Below are 19,856 nucleotides of genomic sequence, written 5' to 3'. Positions count from 1 at the left end.
AAATATAAACAAATCTGCGAGGGGTTATCTTTTGTTTACATTAAGCTAAACAAATACTATACAATAAGTATCCACAAAACTATACAGATCAAGATTAAATTTATCTTAAGCTTCAGCTATATCAGGCTGAAGCTTTTTTTATGCCTGTTTCCGTCATTTCGTGTTCATCGCGTTGTATGCTTTTTCGGTCAGCCATTATTTCTATCAATCCTGATTTAATATATCGTGGAATGGTCGCCTTAAAAACAATCCATAAAATTTATCAATACATGAGTTAATATATCGTTATTATTGCAGTTTTACGCAAAATGTAACTGAAGCGGTAATGCAAATTGATCACACTACAATTAAACATGTTTTAATAAGCAGAGTTGATGCTATTGGCGATGTTGTACTTACCCTGCCAATGGCAGCATATATTAAAGAGCTTTTGCCGGGCACTACCGTATCATTTTTGGGTCGTACGTACACCAAACCTATAATAAACAGTTGCACCGCTGTTAATCATTTCATTAATTACGACGACCTTAAAAAGTTACAGCCTAATGAGCAGGTTAGCTACTTAAAGGAAAAAAACATTGATGCGGTAATCCATGTTTTTCCAAATAAACATGTAGCCAGCTTATGCAGGCAGGCAGGCATTAAATTACGTATAGGAACAACAAACCGCGTTTTTCACTGGTATACCTGTGATAAGCTGGTAAAGCTAAGCCGCAAAAAATCCAACCTGCACGAAGCTCAGCTTAACCTCATTTTGCTGCAGCCTTTTGGTTTGAAAGATGTGCAACCGCTTGCAGCGGTAATTGAACATAATGAGTTCGAAAGCAAGACAGTATTGCCGCAAGCGCTTAGCAAAGTGTTTAATCAAAATAAATTCAACCTGATTGTCCATCCAAAATCGCACGGTAGTGGGATGGAATGGGGGCTTGAGAATTACGGCAAGCTAATCACCGGTTTGCCTGCTGATAAGTTTAATATCATCATCACCGGATCAGACAAGGAGAAACAATTACTGGCCGACTGGATAAAAAGCCTTCCCGAAACTGTTATAGATATGACGGGTAAAATGTCGCTTGACGAGCTGATTGCTTTTATTGCAACCGCCGACGGGCTTTTAGCTTCGGGCACCGGCCCATTACATGTGGCGGCGGCATCTGGTATAAACACGCTTGGATTGTTCCCGTCTGTACGGCCAATCCACCCAGAGCGCTGGGCCCCGCTGGGAAAAAAAGCAAGCTACCTTGAAAGCCAAACTATTGATCTTAACGGCATAACTACAGATATGGTAAGCGAAAAAATTAATGTATGGTATAATAATAAATTCATTATTAATGGATAATACCAATATTAATGGAGGAATATCGGTTGTAATACCTAATTATAATGGTATTAAACTATTAAGCAAAAACCTTCCTTCTGTTTACCAGGCCTTAAAAAACAGCGGGCTCCCTTATGAGGTTATAATAAGCGACGATGCATCTACAGATGAGAGTGTTTCGTTTGTCAGAACCAACTATCCGGATGTCATCCTTATCGAAAACCGGGAAAACAGCGGTTTTTCAATCAATATTAATAAAGGTATAGCCTCTGCAAAACTTGAACTGGTGCTGTTGCTTAACAGCGATATTAAACTTGATGAACATTACTTTGATACGCAATTAAAATATTTTGACAACCCCGGCACCTTTGGTGTAATGGGCAAAATCATTGATGAAGGTACCGGCGATGTTGCAGAATCATGCAAGTATCCGTTGCCTTCCTGGTTTAAGATCAATCATTTCAAAAACATACCTGTTAACACTGATAGCCCGGTGTACTCTTTTTATTTAAGCGGTGCCAACGCATTGGTTAACCGGGAAAAGCTGAACGAGCTTGGCGGCTTTAATGAAATATTTTCGCCGTTTTACCATGAAGATCTTGACCTGTCGTTGAGGGCCTGGGAAAATGGTTGGCAATGTTATTATGAGCATAATGCTGTTTGCTTCCATGCGGTTTCTGCAACTATAAAATCGCACAGTTCAAAAAAGAAGATCAAAACTATAAGCACCCGGAACAGGCTGTTACTTCATTTTTTTCACCTGAATGGCATCAGGCTGTACTTATGGTCGTTAATTACTTTCCTGTCGCTATCGGTAAAATGGATAAGTGGTAAGTTTTATTACTTTGATGCCTATCGCCAGTACTTAAAAAAGCTGCCTGCAATGAAAGTTTATAAACAGGCATTTAAACAAAACGCCATAGGTAAGGGCAAATATGTACCTTACGTTGTGGTTAAAGAGAATATTCGTACAGCTATCGATCGGGTGCTTGCCTCTTGATTGCAAATAAATCACCGGTAAAAAATAGTATTACCGTCTATTGTTTCGTTAGATAACGGATGCTAACGTAGTTGGTTGCAATGTCACAAGCTGGTGGCTATTCACATTATTTATTAAATACTGTTAGCTTTGTACTTTTAAAATTATTTAATGAAGATTTATTTCAGGCTTTTGTCGTTTGCCCGCCCAATTGGCAAATTCGCATTTCCTTACGCCATTTGTACTATATTCACAGTAATATTCAGCACATTAAACCTTGCTTTGCTCGCGCCACTTCTTTCAACTCTTTTTGACGAAAAATCGCATAATAAAGCACTTGTTAAACCAGCCCACTGGGTAGACCTGTCTGCAAACTTTGACTATTATGCTGCACTGGCTAACCATACTTACGGACAAACCGGCGCGCTAAAGTTTGTATGCTTAATTATTGTTGCCTCAGTTTTACTAAGCAACATATTCAGGTATCTGTCGCAAAGGATAATGGAAAACCTGCGTATTTATACGTTATTAAACTTGCGCAAAACGGTGTTTAACAATGTGATGGATCTGCATACAGGCTATTTTAGTAACGAACGTAAGGGCGACATCATAGCCAAGATATCTGCCGATGTACAGGTTGTACAGTTTTCGGTTACAGGAACTTTACAGGTAATATTTAAAGAGCCGCTGCAACTGATAGCCTACCTGGCAAGCTTATTCTGGATTTCGTATCAACTTACGTTATTCTCCATGCTTGTGATCCCCGTTTCGGCCTTTGTTATATCGCGAATAGTTAAAAAATTAAAGGAACAGGCCATAGCTTCACAAAAAACATATAGCAATATGATCAGCTATCTTGATGAGGCATTATCCGGGGTTAAAATAATAAAAGCATTTAATGCAACGGATTTTATCAAGAAACGCTTTAACGATGAAAACGTAAATTATTCACAAATAACCAAAAGTATGGCCAGGCGTCAGCAGTTGGCCTCGCCTGTATCTGAATTTATGGGGGTTTTGATGGTGTCCTGTATTGTTTTATATGGAGGCTCATTAATCATAAGCCATCAAAGCTCACTCACGGCGGCAGGTTTTGTGGGTTACATCGCCTTGTTTTCACAAGTGATGCGCCCTGCTAAGGCCATTTCTGATTCATTTAGTAATATTCACTCGGGCATTGCCGCAGGTGAACGCGTGTTAAGCTTAATTGATGAGAAACCACAAATTGTAGATCAACCTAACGCCATCGAGCTTTCAGCTTTTGAAGATAAGATCAAATTTGAAAATGTATCATTTGCTTATACCATTAAGCCCGATGTAAAAGAGGATGATCAAAATGACAAGCCGCTGGCTTCGATAGAAAAATACGTGTTGCATGATTTAAACCTTGAAATACCTAAGGGAAAAACGGTAGCACTGGTTGGCCCGTCGGGCGGAGGTAAATCAACCATGATGGACTTGCTACCACGTTTTATCGAACCGCAATCGGGTATTATTTCTATCGACGGTCATGACATCAAGAGTGTTACTGCCAATTCATTAAGGTCATTAATGGGGGTAGTTAACCAGGAGTCGATATTGTTTAACGATACCATTTTTAATAATATAGCCTTTGGCAAAACTGGAGTAACGCAGCAGGAGGTTGAAGCCGCCGCGCGGATAGCCAACGCCCATAATTTTATTATGGAAACGCCAAACGGTTACCAAACTAACACCGGTGACCGTGGTACCAAATTATCCGGGGGGCAGCGTCAACGGATCTGTATTGCCCGCGCTGTACTCAACAATCCGCCGATTATGCTTTTGGATGAGGCGACTTCGGCACTGGATACCGAATCTGAAAAACTGGTACAGGAAGCTCTGAATAACCTGATGAAGAACCGCACTTCACTTATTATAGCTCACCGCTTAAGCACAATCCAAAACGCCGATACCATTATCGTACTTGAAAACGGCAGGGTTGTTGAACGCGGTTCGCACCTGGAGCTGTTACAAAACAATGGCCTCTACAAAAAGCTGATAGATATGCAGGCTTTTAACAGCGCGGAGTAGATTGGTAGTTTGCAAGTGAGGTAAGCGCACTTTTTATGGCGGTCAATTTCTTTTATTACAGGTTCGTCCTTTAGCGCTCAAATAATATATTTGTTGAAACTGATCCCGCTATTTATATGAAGAAATTTTCCTTTCTATTTTCTGCCGTGTTACTGTGCGCACAAGTAAAAGCACAGGATTCATTAGCTATTCGTAAAATGTATGATGAGGCACTGGTTAATGGCCAGTGTTATGAAAACCTGCATTACCTGTGTAAAAATATTGGCCAGCGTATAAGTGGTTCGGACAATGCGCAAAAAGCTGTTGACTGGAGTAAAAAACTGATGGATAGCTACGGTTTTGACAAAGTTTACCTGCAGGAAGTAATGGTACCACACTGGGTACGCGGAGCAAAAGAGGAGGCCGCAATTATTGACGGTAAAACCCGCATCCCGGTTCCAATTGTTGCTTTGGGGATGAGCATTGCTACACCAAAAGCAGGTATCACTGCCAATGTTATAGAAGTTAAAAGTATCAAGGAGCTTGAAGCCCTTGGCGAAAATGTGGTAAAGGGAAAAATAGTTTTCTTTAACCGTGCTTTTGATCCTCGTTTTATTGAAACTGGTATGGCATACGGTACAGCAGGAGATCAACGCTTTATGGGGCCTGCCGTTGCAGCCAAACTTGGCGCAGCTGGCGTAATTGTACGTTCCCTTACCGAAATTATTGACGATTACCCGCATACCGGCGCTACACTTGCTACCCCGGGAAGTAAAATAATTCCGGCGGCAGCTATCTCAACTAAGGCGGCAAATAAATTGAGTGCTATGCTTAAACTGAGAAAATTCCCTGCGGCAAAATTTTACTTTAAACAAAACTGTGAGTTATTGCCCGATGTGAAATCATATAACGTTATCGGCGAAATAACCGGCTCCGAAAACCCTAACAAGTTTATTACTGTTGGCGGTCACCTGGATTCTTGGGATTTGGCCGAAGGCGCCTATGACGATGGTACCGGTGTAATGCAGTCGGTTGAAGTATTGCGTATTTTTAAAACCGTAGGCTATAAACCTAAAAACTCAGTACGCGCTGTACTTTTCATGAATGAGGAGAACGGCCATAAAGGCGGCTCCAAATACGCCGAGCTGGCTGCCCAAAACAAGGAGCAGCATATCGCGGCTATTGAAACCGACGAAGGTGGTTTTACTCCCCGCGGTTTCAGTTTTGCCGATGTATCGAAAGATTTTATCAAAAAGGTGAACGATAATTTCAAATCAATTCTGGAACCTTATGATGTTGACAAATTAACCATCGGTGGTGCCGGTACTGATATTGAGCCAATGAAGGAAACTTTGCCAGGCGTAGTGCTAATTGGTTTCCGCCCGGATTCGCAACGTTATTTTGACCTGCACCATACCGCCAAAGATGTTTTTGAAAACGTAAATAAACGTGAGCTTGAACTTGGCGCAGCTGGTATGGCAGCGTTAATTTATTTGATAGATCAGCACGGATTGTAAACACCTGAACCATGATTATTAGGATTAGAGGATGACCATGATGTTGTCTGAACTCGAATTAAACGAATTAAAGAATTTATTGAATCTGATTAGTTTTCTGTTCATTACTTAATTCCCCCAAATTCAAGTTCAGACGGTCTTCATCTCAAGTTCATCCTTTAATCCTGCTAATCAAGGTTCAAAAAAATATCTACCTTTGCGGCACATCATAAAAAACTATACAAGTGACCGAAGAAGGCGATAGTAAACCCCAGAAAGTAGACTCCTTTGCAGCATTGCGTTATAAAGATTTCAGATCTTACATAGGCATGCGTTTTTGTTTCACCTTTGCATATTCCATGCAAGCCGTAGTCCTCGGCTTTTACATTTACAGCATTACTCATAGTAAAATAGCGCTTGGCTATATTGGCTTGTGCGAGGCTATTCCGGCTATCGGTATTGCTTTGTACGGCGGCTATATTGCCGATAAATCAGAAAAGCGTAAAATGCTTTTGCTGATTTTTACCGGTGTGTTGCTTACATCCCTGGTGATGTTTACCGTTACGCTAAAAAGCATGAGCAATATTATCCATGCAGCCTGGATAGTGCCCATCATGTATAGCATGATATTTTGTAACGGCGTGGCCCGCGCCTTTTATGGTCCTGCCACGTTTACCATTTACGCTAATAGTATCCCTAAAGAATTATACCCTAATGGCAGCACCTGGAGCAGCAGCAGCTGGCAGGTGGCATCTATTTTAGGCCCGGCCGCAGGTGGTTTGATATATGGTTATGCCGATAAGATTGTACCTGGTTTAACGGGGATTACGGCTGTTTTTGGCTGTATTTTGTTTTTGCTGCTGGTATCATTGGTGCTGGTTTTCATGCTCAGAAAATACCCTGCGCAATATGTTCCTAAAGAAAGTATCTGGAAAAGCCTTTCGGAGGGGATTCACTTTGTATTTAGTAATAAGATGATGATAGGTGCCATGAGCCTCGACTTGTTTTCGGTGTTTTTTGGCGGCGCGGTTGCTTTGTTACCGGTTTTTGCCAACGAGATATTAAAGGTAGGTGCAGAGGGGTTGGGTGTCATGAGGGCCATGTCATCATTGGGCGCGGTACTTACCATGCTGGTCATGACACGTTTTTCGCCGATGGGTAAGCCGTGGCGTAACCTGCTTATTGCCGTAACCGGTTTCGGCCTGTCAATTTTATGTTTCGGTTTATCAACAAATTTTTACTTGTCGCTGGTATTCATTTTTACCGAAGGTGCCTTTGATAGTATCAGTGTGATCATCCGAGGTACACTGATGCAGCTTTTAACTCCTGACCATATGCGTGGCAGGGTATCGGCAGTAAACCAGATGTTCATCGGGTCATCAAATGAGATCGGTGCATTTGAATCGGGTACCGCTGCTCAATTACTGGGCACTGTTCCATCGGTAATTTTTGGTGGCAGTATGACCATGCTTATCGTTGGCATTACTTACCTTAAAACAAAAAAACTGATCCCGCTATCCCTGCAGCAAATCCATGCGCCGGGTGAAGAGGGGATAAAAGCGTAGGGTAAATACTAAACAGGCTGTCATTTCGATAGAGCTGAGGGGGACTGTGCGTTGGGGCGAAGATTCAGACACAGTTTGAAAAGAGGTGTCATGCTGAGCTCGTCGAAGCATGGTGGGTAGGCCTCTGCGCGCGGGTCTTCGACAGGCTCAGACTGACAGGCCGATGTTATCGATCTCCATCCAATCCTCATGAATTTTTTATGCAGGTAACATTAATTTTAATTTATCTGCTTGTTTTGCTGCATTATAAATTCACATCTTTACGCTGCCGGAAAACGGCATCAACAAACCAATAAACAATCAAACAAAACAACTCACCCTTACAAACAATGAAAAAGGTAATATTAGTAACAGGAGCATCTTCTGGTATTGGCTTAGCTTGTGCTAATGCGCTTCAGGCGGCTGGCCATACGGTTTACGGTTCATCGCGTAATCTCGACCGTATGAAATCCGTATCATTTAAACCTGTTCAACTTGATGTTACCGACGACGCTTCGGTAAAGGCAGCAATAGACACTATTATTAAGGCAGAAGGTAAAATTGATGTACTGGTGAATAATGCCGGTAACGGCGTAACCGGTCCGGCTTATGCTATGCCTGTTGAAAGCGCCAAGCAACAGTTTGAGGTTAACTTTTTCGGAGTGATCCGTGTTAGCTCTGCGGTATTACCTACGATGATCGAAAAAGGTCAAGGCCTTATCGTAAACATCAGCTCGTTGGCCGGCTTATTCGGTTTGCCGTACCAGGGTATGTACAGCGCTTCAAAGTATGCTATTGAAGGTTATTCACAAAGCTTAAGGATGGAGCTACGTAACACCGGTGTTAAAGTAACCCTGCTTAACCCGGGCGACTTTAAATCTGACTTTAGCCAAAACCGCGCGAAAGTTAAATTCCCTATCAAAAACGATAAGCTGGAAACCGAATACAACGCTGCAGTTGCTGCCATGGAAAAAGACGAAAGCATTGCCCCAAGTCCGGAGTCGTTAGCCAAAAAGCTGGTTTCGATAGTAGCATCATCAAGCCCTAAACATCGTTACCTGGTTGGGCAAGTTGGCCAAACCATTGTACCGACACTTAAAGCGATATTACCTGGTGGTTTGTTCGAGAAATTGATGAATGATCATTACGGGATAAAGTAAGATCTACTTAATTGATATAAGAAATGCCGCCCGGTTTGGGTGGCATTTCTTATTTGGATAAAGTTTTGCTTTCTATAGTTTCGAAGCCGAATAAGCCTCTGCGAAGAGTTAGATCAACAGTGTTAAAACCATCTGTTGATGTGCCGCAAGGGAAAATAATTTGCTTGTCAAACTTTTCATATTTGACAGTAACGTAAGGCTCCCCGCATCCCGAACTACCTTTTGCTAACGTGCCTTTGTCGGTTATCTTTAAAGAAATTGAAGTGCGGTTTGGAGTGCCCCAATAAAAATTTGGAGCCATAAATAAATAGATCACAATGCCACCCCATGTGAATATGTTAAAAAGAAACTGAAACACAAGAAGATTACTTTTTAAGTACCGTGGCAATCTTTTGAAAAATAAAGGTGTTATAATGACTCCTGAAAACATCCATAATAAAAAAGGGATTGCGAACGAAATAAAGGTTAATCTGTAAATGCAGATTTCTAAGTAAGTGAGGGTAATTCCTGTAAAAAAGGCTATCGTAAAAAAGGTATTTTCGGTAGTTATATCAAGAACCTTTAAGAATGATTTGATCTTGTTCATGGTTTAGGTTATCTGCTTATCAAGTGCTTTTGATCATTGTGCGGGTAAGCCGACGTTAATATCTTCCTGATAAACGACATCAAAGCCCCAAAGCCCCTCTTGAATTGGAAAGGTAACGGTTTTGTATTTATCAACCGGTGTGCCCCAGTCGTAAAATATTTCTTTGTTTAGCCCTTTGTATGCAACCACAACACTGGGGGGATTTTTGAACTTCCCTACTTCGGCTGAGATCACTTTGAAAGTTTGCGGAGAGGTTTTATTATTGGCAAAATAGTAATTGGTTGCCATAAAAATATATAATGGCAACCCGGCCGAAGCGTATCCATAAAACAGGGACACTAAAATAGTGCTAAACGATTTTTTGTATTTCCAATAAAAACGAATAAAGATTACAAAACTGATTATTGCAAATGCTGTCCATATTTCCATGGAAACAAGTAGCGGTATAAACGTAAGTTCAAACAAGCCGATTTGGGCAACTAATGAAAACGCGCCGACAAGTAGGGCAACGAGAGCGAGCGCCCCGGCTCTTCGTGAGGGTATTGGTGGAATCGGAGGCCCGTAGTAGTTTCTGATCATTACGTTATAAAAAAAATCTCCCCCATTCGGAGGAGATTTAGAGGCTTTTACGCCGTCAACTTTTTATACTTGATCCTTTTCGGAGCAACATCACCTAAGCGTTTTTTACGGTTTTCTTCGTAGTCGGAGTAGTTACCCTCAAAGAAGTAAACCTGTGAGTTGCCTTCAAAAGCCAGGATGTGCGTACAGATACGATCAAGGAACCAACGGTCGTGGCTGATCACTACGGCGCAGCCGCCAAAGTTTTCCAGGGCCTCTTCCAACGCACGTAAAGTATTTACGTCGATATCGTTGGTAGGCTCATCCAGCAGCAGCACGTTTGATCCTTTTTTAAGGGTGATGGATAAGTGAACTCGGTTACGCTCACCGCCCGATAGTACACCCACTTTTTTCTGCTGATCGGCGCCGTTAAAGTTAAACTTAGATACATAAGCCCTTGAATTTAAAGGACGGTTACCTACCATAATGGTTTCCAGACCGCCGGTTACGTTTTCCCAAACAGATTTGTTAGGGTCAAGGTCGTCATGCATCTGGTCTACATAACCCAAAGCTACGGTTTCACCAACACGGAAGGTACCGGCGTCTGGTTGGTCCTGCCCGGTGATTAAACGGAATAGCGTGGTTTTACCGGCACCGTTAGGGCCAATGATACCAACTATACCGGCCGGAGGCAATGAAAAGCTCAGGTTATCAAACAATAATTTATCGCCGTATGATTTGCTTACGTTATTGGCTTCAATCACCACGTTACCCAAACGCGGGCCTGGCGGAATAAACAGCTCCAGTTTTTCTTCGCGTTCTTTGGTTTCTTCAGAAGCCAGTTTTTCGTAATTGCCTAAACGGGCTTTTGATTTGGCATGACGGCCTTTCGGGCCCATGCGTACCCATTCCAGCTCGCGCTCCAATGTTTTCTGACGTTTGCTCTCGCTCTTTTCTTCCTGCGCCAAACGTTTGGCTTTCTGGTCCAGCCATGAGGAATAATTTCCTTTCCATGGGATACCTTCTCCACGGTCAAGTTCCAGGATCCAGCCTGCAACATTGTCAAGAAAATACCTGTCGTGCGTTACCGCGATAACTGTTCCTTTATATTGTTGTAAATGTTGTTCCAGCCAATCAATAGATTCGGCATCCAGGTGGTTGGTAGGCTCATCAAGCAATAAAACATCCGGTTCTTTTAATAAAAGGCGGCACAAAGCCACGCGGCGACGCTCGCCACCAGATAATACCGAAATTTTGGTATCCGGCTCAGGGCAACGAAGGGCATCCATTGCGCGCTCCAGTTTGCTGTCCAGTTCCCATGCATTTACAGCATCAATTTTATCCTGCAATTCGCCCTGGCGGTTCATGAGTTTTTCCATGGCGTCGGCATCTTCGTAATACTCCGGAAGGCCGAATTTCTCGTTGATCTCTTCGTACTCTTTCAGTAAGGCTGTTGTTTCGGCAACGCCTTCTTCAACTATTTCACGCACAGTTTTTTCGGGATCAAGTTCCGGTTCCTGGCTCAGGTAGCCAACGGTGTAGCCCGGCGAAAAAACAACTTCGCCTATATTGGTTTTATCAATGCCTGCAATAATTTTAAGCAGTGACGATTTACCAGAACCATTTAAGCCGATAACGCCAATTTTTGCGCCGTAAAAAAACGACAGGTATATGTTTTTTAATACTGTTTTTTGCGGGGGATAAACTTTGCTAACCCCGGCCATTGAAAAAATTATCTTTTCGTCTGCCATTATAATTGATCAATAAATAGAAATTCAAATATGGATAAAATAGATGAAACGGCAGTCGCAGATTAATGTTTAGGAGTAGTAATTTTAGGCTGATTTTTGAGTTATAATGTTAATTTAAATTTAATTGAACCTTAAACGAAGTTACACAACCCTCGCCGGGCATTCACCGTATATAGTATATATGACGATAATTACAAGGCTAATGCCTAATTGTCATGTTTATGACGAAATGCCTTAAAAGGTGGAAATGTTATTAAATATTTGAAATTTGTTTAAACTTTTTTAGGATATTTATATCAAACAGGTAAGTTTCGTTCGTATATTGTAAAAAAAACACTTAGCAGTGGGCTTTTGAGGTAAAAACTGTTGATTGGCACTAATCTTTGATACATTGCGTATCATAACAATGTCTGTTTCTGCAAAGCTTTAAATGTTGGCAATATTGTTGATGAAAGTAAAACAGGCGTCGTAATTTATAAAGACATAATTTATACATTAGGGCGTTCAATAATTAGAAAGGTATATATGGAAGCTAAATTTTCGCCGAGGGTAAAAGATGTTATTCAATATAGCAGGGAAGAGGCATTACGTCTTGGGCATGACTATATAGGTACTGAACATCTTTTGCTGGGGCTTATCCGCGATGGGGATGGTGTAGCAATTAAATTGCTGAAAGGATTGAACGTTGATACCGCAAAACTTCGCCGCGCCGTTGAGGATGCAGTAAAGGGAACTATTGGAACAAACGTACATATCGGCAGCATCCCGTTAACAAAACAGGCCGAGAAAGTATTGAAGATAACTTATCTGGAAGCCAAAATATTTAAAAGCGATGTGATTGGTACAGAGCACCTGCTGCTGTCTATCCTTCGTGATGAAGACAACATTGCCTCTCAAATACTGGTGCAGTTCAACGTGAACTACGAGGTATTTAAAGGCGAAGTTGAATCACATAAAAACGACGTTACTGACGAAATGCCGGGATCACCTACAGGTGGCGACGATGACTTTAAAGAAGAAGAGTCATTTAGTCAGCCTAAAAAAGTATCTGACATTAAATCAAAAACGCCGGTGCTTGACAACTTTGGCCGCGATTTAACCCGCGCCGCCGAAGATGGCAAGTTGGATCCGATTGTTGGTCGTGAAAAAGAGATCGAAAGGGTATCACAAATTTTATCGCGCCGTAAAAAGAACAATCCTATATTGATAGGTGAGCCGGGTGTAGGTAAATCGGCCATTGCCGAAGGTCTTGCATTGCGCATTGTTCAGCGCAAAGTATCACGTGTATTGTTCAATAAGCGTGTAGTTACACTTGATTTAGCCTCATTGGTTGCAGGTACCAAATACCGTGGCCAGTTTGAAGAGCGTATGAAAGCGGTAATGAACGAACTGGAAAAATCACCTGATGTAATTTTATTTATTGACGAGATCCATACTATAGTAGGTGCTGGTGGTGCTTCAGGTTCGCTTGACGCGTCAAATATGTTTAAACCAGCTTTGGCGAGGGGAGAGATACAATGCATTGGCGCTACTACCTTAGATGAATATCGCCAGTATATTGAAAAAGATGGTGCTTTGGACCGTCGTTTCCAAAAAGTAATGGTTGAGCCGGCTACCCCGACTGAAACCATTGAGATACTGAACCGCATTAAGGATAAATATGAAGAACACCACGGTGTTACCTATACTCCTGAAGCAATCAACGCTTGCGTTAACTTAACTACCCGGTACATCACCGACAGGTTTTTGCCAGATAAAGCTATCGACGCGCTTGACGAAGCAGGTTCACGTGTTCACTTAACCAACATCCACGTGCCTCAAAACATCCTGGATATTGAGCAAAAGATTGAGCAGATCAAGATAGAGAAAAACAAAGTTGTTCGCAGCCAGAAATATGAAGAAGCTGCACAATTGCGCGATACCGAGAAAAACCTTTTGGTTGAGCTTGACCAGGCAAAAGCTGTTTGGGAAGCCGAAACAAAATCTAAACGTTACACCGTAACCGAAGATAATGTTGCCGAAGTGGTTTCAATGATGACCGGTATCCCGGTACAACGTGTTGGTCAGGCCGACAGTCAGAAACTGTTGCATATGAGCGATACTGTTGCCAGCAAGATCATTGGTCAGGATGAAGCTATCAAAAAGCTAACCCGTGCTATACAACGTACCCGTGCAGGTTTGAAAGATCCTAAAAAGCCAATTGGTTCATTCATTTTCTTAGGCCCTACGGGTGTTGGTAAAACCGAGCTTGCCAAAGAGCTTGCCCGCTTTATGTTTGACACTGAAGACGCCCTGATCCAGATTGACATGAGCGAGTACATGGAGAAATTCGCGGTATCTCGTTTAGTAGGTGCGCCTCCGGGCTACGTAGGTTATGAAGAAGGCGGTCAGTTAACTGAAAAAGTACGTCGTAAACCATATGCGGTAGTTTTATTGGATGAGATCGAAAAAGCTCACCCTGATGTATTCAATATCCTGTTACAGGTATTGGACGAAGGTCAGCTTACCGATTCATTAGGCCGTAAGGTTGATTTCAGGAACACCATCATTATCATGACATCAAACATCGGTGCCCGCCAGTTGAAAGACTTTGGTCAGGGTGTAGGTTTCAGCACCAATGCTAAAACTTTACAGGCCGAAAGCCACTCACGCGGTGTTATTGAGAATGCTTTGAAACGTGCTTTTGCACCTGAGTTCCTGAACCGTATTGATGATGTTATCGTATTTAACTCATTAGGTAAAGAAGAGATCTTCAAGATCATCGATATCGAGCTTGCTTACCTGTTTAGCCGTGTAAATGGCTTAGGTTTCAAAATTGAGCTTACCGAAGCAGCTAAAGATTTCATTGCCGATAAAGGTTACGATTCGCAATTTGGTGCAAGGCCGCTTAAACGCGCCATCCAGAAATACCTGGAAGATCCAATTGCCGAAGAGATCCTGAAAGGTGAATTAGCCGAAGGCGATGTAATGGTAGTTGATTTTGATACTGAAACTAAAGAGATCAAAATTACCGACAGAAAAGGTGAAAGCAAAAAGCCAGAACAGGAAGAACAAAAGTAATTTTGTAATCCCATAAATAATATCAAAGCCCCGTTTCGATTTTTCGAAACGGGGCTTTTGTTTTTGTCAGAACTCGAATTTTTTGAATTAAATGAATGGGTAGAATGCAAAACAAATTCTCTTAATTCCCTTAATTCAAGTTCAGACTCATTTCTTCTCCACCACCGGCTCATAATCAACCGGCAGCATTTCGGCAACGCGGCGTATGCCCCAATCACCTTCGTATACAATTGAATGGGGATTGGCTACTATGCCGTTGTTGTCAAAAAAAGCATGTGGTTCATCGAAGGAAATGATGGTTGTAGCGTTGTTGGGCATATTGAATGCCTGAAAAGTGCTGGCAGACGGATCCTGCCCTTTTTTAGTATACATTACATACAGGCAATCGGTAAAGCCTATGGCAAATAGGCCTTCCTGGTCTGTTGTATAAAAAAAATCGGGCCTGTCTAAAGGCTTGTTGACAAGACTTTGCTGGTATTTATTATTTGGTCCGCCATGATAATTGGGATTAGGTTTACGGATCAGGCGCATGACAACAAAATTTTCTTTGCTGAGGCTATCCTTAATCGCTGCCCGGTAGAAATGCATGCTTGAACCCAGATAGGCTATTTGCCGTTGTTTGTGCCATCTGCGTTTCTGTTTTTCGCTGCCTTTAAGATCTTCAAAGTTGGAGATTCCCTCGTAATATAGCATGGCTTTGCCCGGATTATAATTAAAGTTAGTTAGCTTATACCTGATCCGGTAGCCTAAGGCTTTATTCTCGATCTCCAGAAAATCATGCGAAGATGCTTTTAACACATAAGTTACATCGTCGTAATCAAAATCAAGTACATCAGAATTCAGGATCTTGCATTGGGCTGTATTATCGGATGTTCCCAAAAATTGCTGCCTGAATATATTGTAGTATTTTTCACGGTTAGGATCTGGCCTGATCTTAACCTCATTAAGCTGAAAAGTTTTAGGAATAATGCTGATGGTACCCAGATCGATATTGGAGCTGCCCGCCTGAAGGCTGTAAGTATAGGTTTCGTAGCCTACTATGGATATGATAAAATCATATTTGCCTGGCTTTACATTACTTAGCGTGAATGTACCATCCTCGGCTGTTTTATTGCCCACCTGGGCATTATTTAAAAATACGCTGGCATTAGGTACCGGTTTGGTATCTGTCATGTTAATCACTTTCCCGGTAATTTTTACCTGGGCCAAGCAGCAAGCAGGTAATAATATCAACAAAAGCAACAGGGATTTACGCATAGCTAAAATTAAACTAAAATGTTAGTTTATCAATGCGTGTCGCAAAAAAGGGCTGAAATAATATTTGAAATAAAATAATTTAAAAAACGTTTAAACCTTTGAACAATTTTTTGTTCATACAGTTATAATAACTAACGCAATACTTTATGAAAAAAATCTTGACTTTAATTTGCTGCACTATTGTACTTGCCGCAACATCGTGTAAAAAGGAGTATGTAACCACAAGCCCAAGCGCAACTACCATTTTTGATACCACGCCAAATTTTGTGCTTGACAATACTTCCGATCCTAATAGCGTTCATGGCTATACTACAACTTTAGCCGTGCCTGAAATCACAGATTATTACAATAATCACGGTGCTGTTTTAGTGTATTTGGATGAAGATGGAGCTTATGAGCAATTACCTGATGTATATGGAGGAATTAGCTATCGGTTTGTATACGCTAAAGGAACACTATATATAGATGCTCAAAACGCTGATGGAAGTATTCCTACCGGCTCAGGCATCCCTGGCCCGTTAAAACTTAAAATAGTTTTGGTACCGTAAGGTACTCTGAACAAATAAAAAAGGAGCTTTTGCATTTGCAAAAGCTCCTTTTTTATTTAGTAACAATATGGTATTACTTAGCCATTTGATCAATAACCGCCTGGGTTACTCCGGTGAATGAGAAGCCACCATCGTGATACAGGTTTTGCATAGTCACCATTTTAGTCAAATCGCTAAACAGGGTTACGCAGTAATCAGCACACTGATCGGCATCAGCATTACCAAGCGGACTCATTTTTTCGGCAAATTCGATAAAGCCGTCAAAGCCTTTTACTCCTGAGCCTGCAGTAGTACGGGTTGGCGACTGAGAAATGGTATTAACACGCACTTTTTTAGCCATGCCATATTCATAACCAAAGTTACGGGCAATACTTTCTAATACCGCTTTGTTATCGGCCATGTCATTGTAGCCTGGGAAATAACGCTGAGCAGCGATGTAGCTTAATGCTAATACAGATCCCCATTCGTTAATGGCGTCATGTTTCATAGCAGCCTGCAAAATGCGGTGAAGACTTAATGCAGATATATCGAAACCTTTGTGGGTAAATTCGTAGTTGTTTTCAAAGTATGGAATGTTTTTGCGTACGTTAACGCTCATGCCTATCGAGTGCAGGATGAAGTCAACCTTGCCGCCAAAATGTTCCATGGTTTTGGTGAACAGGTTATTGATATCATCACCATTGGTAACATCGGCACCAATAACAGGCGCGTTGCATTCTTCGGCCAGTTTATTGAGTTCACCCATGCGTAAAGCAATAGGGGCATTTGATAATACAATTTCAGCACCTTCCTGTACAGCGCGTTGTGCCACTTTCCAGGCTATTGATTGCTCATTTAGCGCACCGAAAATGATGCCTTTTTTACCTTTTAATAAATTATAAGCCATTTGTTAAGTTTTTATAATTGAAGCAAAGTTATAATTATTTATCAGTTAGTTTAAATTCAACCGAAACAGTTTGTTCCATCACTACAAGCCTCCCATTTTCAATGCCGGGAATCCACGTTCCTGAATTTTTTATGCTATTTATAACCTCTTCTTCGCAACCGTAACCTACCCCTTTTAAAACTTTAAATCCGGTAGGTGTTCCATCTTTTTCCACTTTAAATGCAATTTGTACGGTACCTTCAATATTGTTTTCAACTGCTTTAGTAGGGTAGTGTACTTGTTGATTTACCAATTGTATAAAGCGTTCATTGCCACTTTTATAACGGGGAGCCAGATGCAGGCCGATAAATGGGCAATAAGGGTCATTGCTACTTTTACGAATAAAGGAAGGGACGGTTTTAGCCCGCGTACGTTTCGCACTTATAATCATTTGTCCTTTCTGGTTAACATCCTTTAGCGCTGCAAACGGTAAGTAAATAATTAAGAAACGACTTCCTTCATTATAAACAGGCTTGGAAGCATACAGTATGTTTTCTTCAACAGTTAACGTATCATTGAATTTTACGCCTTCAAGTGTAAAGTGTCCTGATGTATCAGTCCGCGTTGTAATGTTAACTCGATCGAAATCTATATATTTTTGAGATGAACGTAGCTCAATGTATTTTACAGGTTTACCTGCTTCGTCGTAAACATAACCGTGTATATTGATGGTATCACGTTTAACGATTGAATCTTTTTTAGTTTGTTGCGCAAATAACCTTGATGCCGCTAATATTAGCAACAGGCTAAAAAATGATCTCATATTGGTTTAGGTTATATGTATAATAAGCAATTTATACGCTCAACAGTTCCCTCGCATTCTGCAACGCACTTTCGCCGGGTTTATCACCACTCAGCATTTTGGCAATTTCTAATACACGTTCGTCATTGTTTAGTTGCTTGATGCGGGTAAATGTCGCGGCCTCGCTATCATCCTTATAAACAAAATAATGACTTTGGCCTTTGCTTGCAATTTGTGGTAGGTGGGTGATGGTAATAACCTGCAGGTTTTGAGCTAAACGCTCCATGATCACCCCAACCTTGTTAGCCACCTCGCCCGATACACCTGTATCAATCTCGTCAAAAATAATAGTAGGCAGAGCGGTGTATTGTGCCACGATAGATTTAATGCTCAGCATCAACCTCGAAAGCTCACCGCCCGAAGCTACCTTGCTCATCTCCGCCAAAGCATGACCTTTATTAGCCGAAAACAAAAACTTAATGTTATCAATCCCGGTAGCCGTAAGTATTGCTTTAGGACTATCAGTACCACCTTTTGGGGGCGGGGGAGGCGTCGTGTGTTGCTCAATCTTCAAGCTCGAATTACCCATGCCCATTTCGGCCAGTGTGGCCAATACCTGTTTTTCAATATCAGGAATAGCTTTTTGACGATTAGCCGATAATTTTGTCGCCAGTTTTTCAAGTTCAGCTTTATCGGCAGCTATTTGTTTTTGTAGTTTTTCGATGGCTTCGTCGCCAAACAAAGCTTGCTGTACTTTGTCCGATAACTCTTCCTGTATCTGCAATAGCTCGGGAATGGTGTTTACCCGATGCTTTTTTTGCAGGTTGTAGATCATGCTGAGGCGATTGTTCACCTCTTCGGCACGGGCTTCATCAACAAAGGTATGCTGTTCAATAGCGTCTATTTCGGCAGCTATATCTTTAAGCTCGATAATAGTGCTGCTGATGCGCTGGTGCAGTTCGGCAAGGGCCGGGTTGTATTTTTCTATCGATCCTAAAGCCTGTCCCGCTTCTTTTAACTGAAGCAACGCCGCGGCTTCGCCATCCTGTAAAAGGTAGTTAGCATTTAACAAAGCTCGTTTTATTTCTTCGGCATTATTGAGGGTGTTTAGCTCCTGCTCAAGCAGTTCCTGTTCATCGGCCACCAATTCGCCTTTTTCCAGTTCATCAAACTGAAACTGGAAATAATCCAGATCGGCTTTGGCCTTGTCATTTTCGGCTATGAGCTGGTTGAGTTTGCTTAACGACTTTTTATATGCTTTGAATTTAGTTTGATAATCAAACAGCAAATCTGAGTGGCGGGCAACCGAATCGACCACTAACAACTGAAAATCCGGATCATTAATCTCCAGCGTAGCATGTTGCGAATGGATATCGATCAGCTTTTCGCCCAGTTGTTTCAAAGCGGTAAGGTTAACCGGGGTATCATTCACAAAAGCGCGGGATTTTCCATCGGCCGAGATCTCGCGACGGAGTACGGTTTCACTCTCGTAATCCAGATCGTTATCCTCAAAAAAATCAGCTAAATGAAAGCCACTTATTTTAAAGGTACCTTCAATAACGCATTTTTTTTGCTGGTTGAAAAAATATTTGCTTTCGGCCCGCTGGCCTAAAATGAGTGACAGGGCACCCAATATGATCGACTTTCCGGCACCGGTTTCGCCGGTTAATATGTTCAGACCGCTATCAAAACCTATCTCCAGGTTGTCGATAAGCGCATAGTTATTAATGGTTAGCTTTTGAAGCATAAAAAAAGTGTCCTCATTTTATTGAGGACACTAAATTACAAATTAAGGCTCTTTAAAAAATATTTTTAATACTATTTGCTAATTTATTTAGTCATGGTTGGGGTAAGTCAAAAGTCTTGAGTTCAAAGTTCGAAGTCGAAGCAGGACTTGAGAC

The 19,856-nt window shown here is 41.6% G+C and carries 15 protein-coding genes; 8 read left to right on the top strand and 7 right to left on the bottom strand.

Going from position 1 to position 19,856, the window contains the following annotated elements; all coding sequences use genetic code 11:
• Positions 1-325 precede the first annotated feature (325 nt).
• From DUL71_RS16725 to DUL71_RS16700, 6 genes are all read left to right on the top strand, one after another.
• Complete coding sequence (locus DUL71_RS16725) at positions 326-1,339, top strand: glycosyltransferase family 9 protein (RefSeq protein ID WP_114939156.1); 1,014 nt, start codon at positions 326-328, stop codon at positions 1,337-1,339.
• On the top strand, positions 1,332-2,318 hold the full coding sequence (locus DUL71_RS16720) for a glycosyltransferase family 2 protein (protein ID WP_161964455.1): 987 nt from the start codon (positions 1,332-1,334) through the stop codon (positions 2,316-2,318). Before DUL71_RS16725 ends, DUL71_RS16720 begins: the two co-directional genes overlap by 8 nt.
• Positions 2,319-2,468: 150 nt before the next feature.
• A complete protein-coding gene (locus DUL71_RS16715) occupies positions 2,469-4,349 on the top strand; it encodes an ABC transporter ATP-binding protein (RefSeq protein ID WP_114939154.1) in 1,881 nt (626 codons plus the stop codon).
• Between the two features lie 116 nt (positions 4,350-4,465).
• Positions 4,466-5,845 (top strand): M20/M25/M40 family metallo-hydrolase, encoded by a 1,380-nt coding sequence (locus tag DUL71_RS16710; RefSeq protein ID WP_114939153.1) that lies wholly within the window; start codon positions 4,466-4,468, stop codon positions 5,843-5,845.
• A 224-nt stretch (positions 5,846-6,069) separates the two neighbouring features.
• The gene (locus DUL71_RS16705; RefSeq protein WP_244228780.1) at positions 6,070-7,389 is read left to right on the top strand and encodes an MFS transporter; all 1,320 of its coding nucleotides are present in this window, start codon (positions 6,070-6,072) and stop codon (positions 7,387-7,389) included.
• A 329-nt stretch (positions 7,390-7,718) separates the two neighbouring features.
• Positions 7,719-8,528 (top strand): SDR family oxidoreductase, encoded by an 810-nt coding sequence (locus tag DUL71_RS16700; protein ID WP_114939152.1) that lies wholly within the window; start codon positions 7,719-7,721, stop codon positions 8,526-8,528.
• 49 nt (positions 8,529-8,577) lie between these two features.
• Here the strand turns inward: DUL71_RS16700 and DUL71_RS16695 are convergent, their stop codons facing one another.
• Genes DUL71_RS16695 through ettA form a run of 3 tightly spaced genes read right to left on the bottom strand, consistent with a single transcriptional unit; the run spans position 8,578 to position 11,423 of the window.
• Positions 8,578-9,114 carry a hypothetical protein gene (locus DUL71_RS16695; protein WP_114939151.1) on the bottom strand — a complete coding sequence of 179 codons (537 nt, stop codon included), beginning with the start codon at positions 9,112-9,114 and terminating at the stop codon, positions 8,578-8,580.
• A gap of 33 nt (positions 9,115-9,147) precedes the next feature.
• Positions 9,148-9,693 (bottom strand): hypothetical protein, encoded by a 546-nt coding sequence (locus tag DUL71_RS16690; protein ID WP_154402414.1) that lies wholly within the window; start codon positions 9,691-9,693, stop codon positions 9,148-9,150.
• A gap of 47 nt (positions 9,694-9,740) precedes the next feature.
• Positions 9,741-11,423 (bottom strand): energy-dependent translational throttle protein EttA, encoded by a 1,683-nt coding sequence (gene ettA, locus DUL71_RS16685; protein WP_112573330.1) that lies wholly within the window; start codon positions 11,421-11,423, stop codon positions 9,741-9,743.
• A 525-nt stretch (positions 11,424-11,948) separates the two neighbouring features.
• Here ettA and DUL71_RS16680 point away from each other — a divergent pair.
• A complete protein-coding gene (locus DUL71_RS16680) occupies positions 11,949-14,483 on the top strand; it encodes an ATP-dependent Clp protease ATP-binding subunit (protein WP_114939149.1) in 2,535 nt (844 codons plus the stop codon).
• A 147-nt stretch (positions 14,484-14,630) separates the two neighbouring features.
• On the opposite strand, the gene DUL71_RS16675 is transcribed toward DUL71_RS16680, so the two are convergent.
• Positions 14,631-15,740, bottom strand: a complete 1,110-nt coding sequence (locus DUL71_RS16675) for a carboxypeptidase-like regulatory domain-containing protein (RefSeq protein WP_114939148.1) — start codon at positions 15,738-15,740, stop codon at positions 14,631-14,633.
• Between the two features lie 146 nt (positions 15,741-15,886).
• On the opposite strand from DUL71_RS16675, the gene DUL71_RS16670 reads away from it, so the two are divergent.
• Positions 15,887-16,288, top strand: coding sequence for a hypothetical protein (locus tag DUL71_RS16670; RefSeq protein WP_114939147.1), 402 nt, complete (start codon positions 15,887-15,889; stop codon positions 16,286-16,288).
• A 73-nt stretch (positions 16,289-16,361) separates the two neighbouring features.
• Here the strand turns inward: DUL71_RS16670 and DUL71_RS16665 are convergent, their stop codons facing one another.
• Genes DUL71_RS16665 through recN form a run of 3 tightly spaced genes read right to left on the bottom strand, consistent with a single transcriptional unit; the run spans position 16,362 to position 19,702 of the window.
• The gene (locus DUL71_RS16665) at positions 16,362-17,174 is read right to left on the bottom strand and encodes an enoyl-ACP reductase FabI (RefSeq protein WP_114939146.1); all 813 of its coding nucleotides are present in this window, start codon (positions 17,172-17,174) and stop codon (positions 16,362-16,364) included.
• Positions 17,175-17,208: 34 nt separating this feature from the next.
• The gene (locus DUL71_RS16660) at positions 17,209-17,976 is read right to left on the bottom strand and encodes an energy transducer TonB (protein WP_114939145.1); all 768 of its coding nucleotides are present in this window, start codon (positions 17,974-17,976) and stop codon (positions 17,209-17,211) included.
• 31 nt (positions 17,977-18,007) lie between these two features.
• On the bottom strand, positions 18,008-19,702 hold the full coding sequence (gene recN / locus DUL71_RS16655; protein WP_114939144.1) for a DNA repair protein RecN: 1,695 nt from the start codon (positions 19,700-19,702) through the stop codon (positions 18,008-18,010).
• Between the last annotated feature and the right edge of the window lie 154 nt (positions 19,703-19,856).

It is taken from the genome of Mucilaginibacter endophyticus (genome assembly GCF_003351025.1).
Lineage (GTDB): Bacteria > Bacteroidota > Bacteroidia > Sphingobacteriales > Sphingobacteriaceae > Mucilaginibacter > Mucilaginibacter endophyticus.
This window is presented reverse-complemented; position numbering and strand designations above follow the sequence as displayed.